Genomic DNA, 5,823 nt, shown 5'->3' with positions numbered 1-5,823 from the left:
CTCCAGGCCGGGGCGATCCAGCACCTTGATGYGCCCGCGCGCGTAGCTGATCAGGCCGAGCTTCTGCAGMTTCAACGCTGCYTCGGTGACGCCTTCGCGGCGCACGCCCAGCATGTTGGCGATCAGYTCCTGCGTCATCACCAGCTCGGTGCCTTCGAGCCGGTCCAGGCTCAGCAGCAGCCAGCGGCACAGCTGYTGRTCGAGCGAATGGTGGCGGTTRCAGACGGCCGTYTGCGCCATCTGSGTGATCAGGGCCTGGGTGTAGCGCAGCAGCACGTGCATCACCGGGCCGGCGCGGTTGAAYTCTTCCTTCATCAAACTGGCTTTCAGGCGAAAACCTTCGCCTGCGCTTTGCACCACCGCGCGGCTGGGSGTGGASYCACCGCCCATGAACAGCGARATGCCGACGATGCCYTCGTTGCCRACCACGGCAATCTCCGCCGACGCGCCGTCTTCCATCACRTAMAGCAGCGACACGATCGCGGTGGTGGGAAAGTACACGTGGCTCAAGGGCCGACCGGACTCGTACATCACCTGGCCGAGCGGCAGATCTGCCCATTCCAGCTGCGGCAGCCAGCGTTGCCATTCAGCTTCGGGCAGCGCGGCCAGCAGCTGATTCCGACGGGGATCGGTCTGTGCGTTCATGAAGGTCCGGCCGGTGAAACAGCAGTCAGGCAGGCGCCAACCGGGCAGGACCGGCGGCGCACGCCGAATGAAGAAGCTTCAGCGTACTCCATATGTTCACCAACGAACAGACTTGGCCGCCAGGAGCGGCAGGAGCCGGTCGAGCGGCTGAGGCCATCGCCATGGCAAGACGCCTGGAGCCCGGTACGCCAGCCGATCCGTGCTGCTCAGCGAGAGAGATGCTGCCGCGTCATGGGGTCGGCAGTTCGTCCTTCAGGTGCTTCAGGCACTCGTCGAGCTGCAAGGTCAGCGCCTCGACGAGGAAAAAGGCCTCGAGGTACTTTTCTTTCGTCCCGGCCACGCGCCAGGCATCGCACTCGGCCTGGACCTTGTCGATGCGAATCCGCAGGGCGTCGATGTCTTGCTGGATCGTCATGGGGGCTCCTGCGCCGAACCAGGCATCCGTCAGCAGGCGCGAGGCCAGCTTGCGACCCGCGCTCTGCCGGCGCGTCGTACTGCTCGTACTGCGGCTGGGTTCCTTGGTGGCCATTGGTCAGCAAGCTATTTGAGAGCCGGCGTCTGCGTCTGTGCGACAGCGCACAGAAAACCGCTGTGGTGGCAACGCAGGATAGCCCCAAAGGCTGCGGTTGCGTTCAAGCCAAGCGCCCCGGCCTCGACCCATGGCTTATGAATGCCCCAGGACTCGGCAAGCCGAGTCCGCCCCCGAGGGGATCAAGGAACTCGGGAGCGGCCCATCGTTTCCTTGAGAAACATCACGAGCTGATCCGCGACTGTGCGGCCCCCCATCAAGCAAGCGCAGGTGCACCATGTCGATCTCGATCCCATTGCGATTTCCACCCACCACCGATTCATCGGACAGGCTGGAATGCACGGCGGTCGCAAGCGCGACCGGTTTTCAGGCCGGCCTGCACAGCCTGGGCTGGGCGGCGCTGCGAGCCCGGCGCCCGGCACCAGGGCTTCGGGCCCTGCTCTTGGCAGGCGCGCCGACCCGTCCGTCGCAGGCGGTTGCGCTGAGCATCAATGCAAGCACCGAGCCGATTCACCAACTGGCCGCGACGCTGACCGATGTCCTCTGGGTCTACGAGCCGCACAGCGACCGTTTTCTCTATGTGAGCCCCGCCTACGAACGCGACTGGCTGCGCAATGCCGGCGCGCTGTATGCCGATTCGCAGCAGTGGCTGCGGACCGTCCATGCTGACGATCAGCACCTGTTGCAGGCTTCGTTTGCCCAGCTGGGGCTGGGCGAAGGCTATGACCTGGAATACCGGACGACGCTGTGCTCGGGCGCGCAACGCTGGATTGCCGAGAAGGCACTGCTCGTCGTCGGGCACGCCGGGCCATGGCCACGCTTCGCCGGCGTCTCGCACGACATCACCGGCCGCAAGCTCGAGCAGTTGGAGTTGCTTCGCTCGTCGCGGGCCCAGAACGAGTTCCTGGCGATGTTGTCGCACGAGCTTCGCAACCCCTTGCAGCCCATCCGGGCGGCCACGGCCCTGTTGGCGCTGCAGCGTGCCGGCGGGCCTGTTGCCGAGCTGAATGCGGTTGCCGTCATCGAGCGCCAGGTCAACCACATCGCGCGTCTGGTCGACGATCTGCTCGACGTCTCGCGCATCAACGTTGGCAAGCTCCGCCTGCAGTCGGATGCGATCCGGATTGGCGAGGTGATCGAATCGGCCGTCGATGCCAACCAGGTGTTGATCGACACCAACCGACTTTGCGTGCGGCACAAGGGCCCTACCGGCCCGGTGTGGGTGCAGGGCGACACGGTGCGCCTGACCCAGGTGTTCAGCAACCTGTTGCACAACGCCGCCAAGTTCAGCCGGGCAGACGGGGTGATCGAGATCGGTGTGCGCCCCGACAACAACAACGGCGAGGTCGCCATTTCGATCCGCGACGAGGGCATGGGCATCGCACCGGCCTTGATCGGCTCGGTGTTCGATCTCTACGTCCAGCACGAGCAATCGCCTGCGAACGACCATGGCGGGTTGGGCATCGGCTTGTCGGTGGTCCGCAGCCTGGTGGAACTGCACGGTGGCCGGGTCTCGGTCTACAGCGACGGCTTGGGCCATGGCAGCGAGTTCGTGGTGACCTTGCCAGCGGCCGACGGCCCGGCGGTGGAAGAGATCGTGCAACGCATCGCGCCCACCCGGGTCATCAAGCGAAGCGTGCTGCTGGTGGACGACAGCTGCGACTCAGCCGAGTCGATGCAGGCCTTGCTGGAAGCTGAAGGGCACTCGGTCGCGCTGGCGTTCACCGGCCAGTCAGCGCTCGACGAAGTGGCGCGGGCGCAACCCGACGTCGTCATCCTCGACCTCGATCTGCCCGACATCAACGGCTGCGAGGTTGCGCGCCGCCTGCGCATGCACACGCACGGCACCGCCACGCTGCTGTTTGCGCTGACGGGTTCAGACGGTGAGCAGGAGCGACAGGCGGTTCGGGACGCCGGTTTCGATCAACACTTCGTCAAGCCGGCCAACGCCGCAAGCTTGATCCAGGCCCTGTCTGCCTGAGCCACAGCGCCTGGGTGCGGTGGCAGACAGACGCGCACCGGCGCAGGCCTCAGTCTGGTCTGTCAGCGGCGCCAGACTGACAGCGCTCGCTGGGCCACGTCTGCCTCACGGGTGCAGCCGCCGTCTACTTGCCCGCATCGACAACTCGCTTTGTCGCCGGGCACCCCGTCCACCAATCCCAACGAGGAGTCTTCAATGACATCCCGATACCTGCTGTCGCCCATCGCGCTGGCTGTGGCCGGCGCCATGACGCTCGCCATCGCTGGCTGCGCGTCCACCTCACCGCCGCCCACCGTTCAGATGACCGTGGCCACGGCCTCGGTCGAAGCGGCCAATACCGCCGGAGCACAGGCCTATGCCCCGACCGAGCTGCGCCTGGCCAACGACAAGCTGGCGACAGCCCGCAAGGCCATGGCCGACAAGGACTACGACGTGGCGCTGCGCTTCTCGGAGCAAGCCCACACCGATGCCCAGCTCGCGATTGCCAAGACGCAGTCGACCAAGGCCCGCACCGCGGCCGATGCAGCGCAACTTGACGCGCGTGCGCAGCGTGAAGAGCTTGAACGCAAGGCCGGTCGCCCGGTTTCAGGAGGTATCCAATGAACACGCCCTCAATGAATACATGGCCCATGCGCAGCCTGCTGGCGAGCGCCGCCGTCATCGCCTTGGTGGCTGGTTGCAGCACCGTGGCCGAGCCGAACCCGACCCTGGACCGCGCCCATGCCAGCTACAGCGCCTTGCAGGCCGACCCGCAGTCCACGCTGATGGCGCCGACCGAGATGGCGCAGGCCGGCGAGGCGTTGAGAACGGCCGATGCGGCGTGGACGAAGCGCGAAAAGCAGGGCACTGTCGACCATCTGGCCTACCTGGCGCAGCAGCGGGTGGCAATCGCCCGCGAAACCTCGTCCACGAAGACCTGGGAGAAGGTCAGCGCGACGGCCAAGACTGGCGCCGATGCTGCCAAGGCGCGTGACGAGACCGACCGAGCCCGCATCGCCGTGGCAGTTGCCCGGCAGACCACGCAGGACAAGACCGTCGAGCTCGCGGTGGTGAAGGCCGGCGCCGTGCAGGACAAGGCGCGCGCAACCGACCTGGAAATCCAGCTCAGGGACATGAACGCCAAGCAGACCGATCGCGGCGATATCGTCTCGCTCGGCGACGTGCTGTTCGACACCAACCGCGCCGAGATGCGCGGAGCCGGTCAACGCGACATGAGCAAGCTGGTCGCATTCTTCAAGCAGTACCCGAAGCGCACGGCGCTGATCGAGGGCTTCACCGACAGCCAGGGCAATCAAGACGCCAATGTCGATCTGTCGCAACGGCGTGCCATGGCGGTGCGCGACGCGCTCGTCGACCAAGGGGTGGTCGCCGGGCGGCTGAGCACACGCGGGTATGGAGACGCCTACCCGGTGGCCAGCAACATGACAGCGGCAGGTCGCCAGATGAACCGCCGTGTCGAGATCGTGCTGTCAGGCGATGACGGCATGGTGAAGGCGCGATAGCACCTGCGCGGCACGACCGCGGCGCTTGCTTCAACAGCCAGCGCCGCGGCCGCCACCAACCCCATGCGAAGCGCCCACGAAATCGCCGCCAAGCTGCTCGGCGTGCCCTACGCCACGCTGGACGAGCGCACTCAGAAAGTGGCTCGCCACGTGGCCGAACGACGCCACATCGCCAGAGTTCTGCCGCCGGAACTGGGCGCCGCCTCGACGCTTGGCGCGCGCGCTGCCGACGCGGTGGCACGCTTCGGCGGCTCGTGGGTCTTCATCGCGCTGTTTGGCTTCACGATGGTGGTCTGGGTGGTGCTCAACTCCTGGGTGTTGGCGCGACAAGGGGCGAGCTTCGATCCCTATCCCTACATCCTGCTCAACCTGTTCCTGTCGATGCTGGCAGCGATCCAGGCGCCGATCATCCTGATGTCGCAGAACCGGCAGTCAGAGAAAGACCGGTTGAACGCCGAGCACGACTACGAGGTGAACCTGAAGGCCGAGCTCGAGATCATGCTGCTGCACGACAAGATCGATCAGCTGCGCGAAGGCCAATGGCATGAGCTGCTGGCGATGCAAAGCCAGCAACTGGCGCTGCTGCAAGATCTGCTGCGATCGAGGGAACCGAGTTGAGCCATGCGGCGGCCGCCCACCGCTTTGAAGAGCGGCCCCGCTGGGTACGCCAACAGACAGACGCTGGCCCATCGAGCCCTTAGCCTCGTCGCGTTGGCCCCACGTCGAGTGCTCGGGCCGCGCTTTTTGAAAGAACTGCCTGATCCCGTCCACTGAAGGAGATGACATGAGCAAGCGCCAACACGGCAACAAGGAATCGAAGAAGCCCAAGCAGGCGGTACCGGTGCCCAAGCCGCCGGCGACCGCAGTGACCACCACGCTGGATCCAACGGTGGTGGCTCCGCGGCAAAAGAGGTAGCGGCTCCTTAGCCCGAGGGGCGCCTCGCGTAGCCGCTACTTGGTCGGTGCGCCGACCTTGTGTGCTGCCGACCTGGTCGCCAGGGGCAGCGCCGCGTCGCAAACTGCGCGCACGTCGACCACGCCGTCCGGCTGAACATGGCTTGCGTGCGCGGCTTGATGAGCCATGCCCCAACGACGGATTTCCTCCGCCAGCGGCAGCACCGAGCGGCCGTGCGCGGTGAGCGCGTAGTGGACGAGCGCGGGCACAG

Annotated in this window: 8 protein-coding genes; 5 read left to right on the top strand and 3 right to left on the bottom strand. The window is 66.0% G+C overall.

Annotated elements, in window-relative coordinates; all coding sequences use genetic code 11:
- Positions 1–645 (bottom strand): Crp/Fnr family transcriptional regulator (locus tag AC1DYI_RS24700; protein WP_477206780.1); only part of this gene is annotated, 645 nt, incomplete at its 3' end.
- Positions 646–874: 229 nt separating this feature from the next.
- Complete coding sequence (locus AC1DYI_RS24695) at positions 875–1,060, bottom strand: hypothetical protein (RefSeq protein WP_477206779.1); 186 nt, start codon at positions 1,058–1,060, stop codon at positions 875–877.
- Positions 1,061–1,451: 391 nt separating this feature from the next.
- On the opposite strand from AC1DYI_RS24695, the gene AC1DYI_RS24690 reads away from it, so the two are divergent.
- The 5 genes from AC1DYI_RS24690 to AC1DYI_RS24670 all read left to right on the top strand — a co-directional run bounded on the left by AC1DYI_RS24690 (position 1,452) and on the right by AC1DYI_RS24670 (position 5,573).
- Positions 1,452–3,155: a hybrid sensor histidine kinase/response regulator gene (locus tag AC1DYI_RS24690; RefSeq protein ID WP_477206778.1), complete on the top strand. Its 1,704-nt coding sequence runs from the start codon at positions 1,452–1,454 to the stop codon at positions 3,153–3,155.
- Between the two features lie 195 nt (positions 3,156–3,350).
- Positions 3,351–3,758: a DUF4398 domain-containing protein gene (locus tag AC1DYI_RS24685; RefSeq protein WP_477206777.1), complete on the top strand. Its 408-nt coding sequence runs from the start codon at positions 3,351–3,353 to the stop codon at positions 3,756–3,758.
- Complete coding sequence (locus tag AC1DYI_RS24680) at positions 3,755–4,657, top strand: OmpA family protein (protein WP_477206776.1); 903 nt, start codon at positions 3,755–3,757, stop codon at positions 4,655–4,657. The genes AC1DYI_RS24685 and AC1DYI_RS24680 overlap by 4 nt, the downstream gene beginning before the upstream one ends.
- Positions 4,658–4,720: 63 nt before the next feature.
- Positions 4,721–5,275: a DUF1003 domain-containing protein gene (locus AC1DYI_RS24675; protein WP_477206775.1), complete on the top strand. Its 555-nt coding sequence runs from the start codon at positions 4,721–4,723 to the stop codon at positions 5,273–5,275.
- Between the two features lie 166 nt (positions 5,276–5,441).
- Positions 5,442–5,573, top strand: coding sequence for a hypothetical protein (locus tag AC1DYI_RS24670; protein ID WP_477206774.1), 132 nt, complete (start codon positions 5,442–5,444; stop codon positions 5,571–5,573).
- Positions 5,574–5,608: 35 nt separating this feature from the next.
- Here the strand turns inward: AC1DYI_RS24670 and AC1DYI_RS24665 are convergent.
- Positions 5,609–5,823, bottom strand: a 215-nt coding sequence (locus AC1DYI_RS24665; RefSeq protein WP_477206773.1) for a hypothetical protein, incomplete at its 5' end; no start/stop codon positions are given.

It is taken from the genome of Ideonella sp. P3_A4, from assembly GCF_056403075.1.
This window is presented reverse-complemented; position numbering and strand designations above follow the sequence as displayed.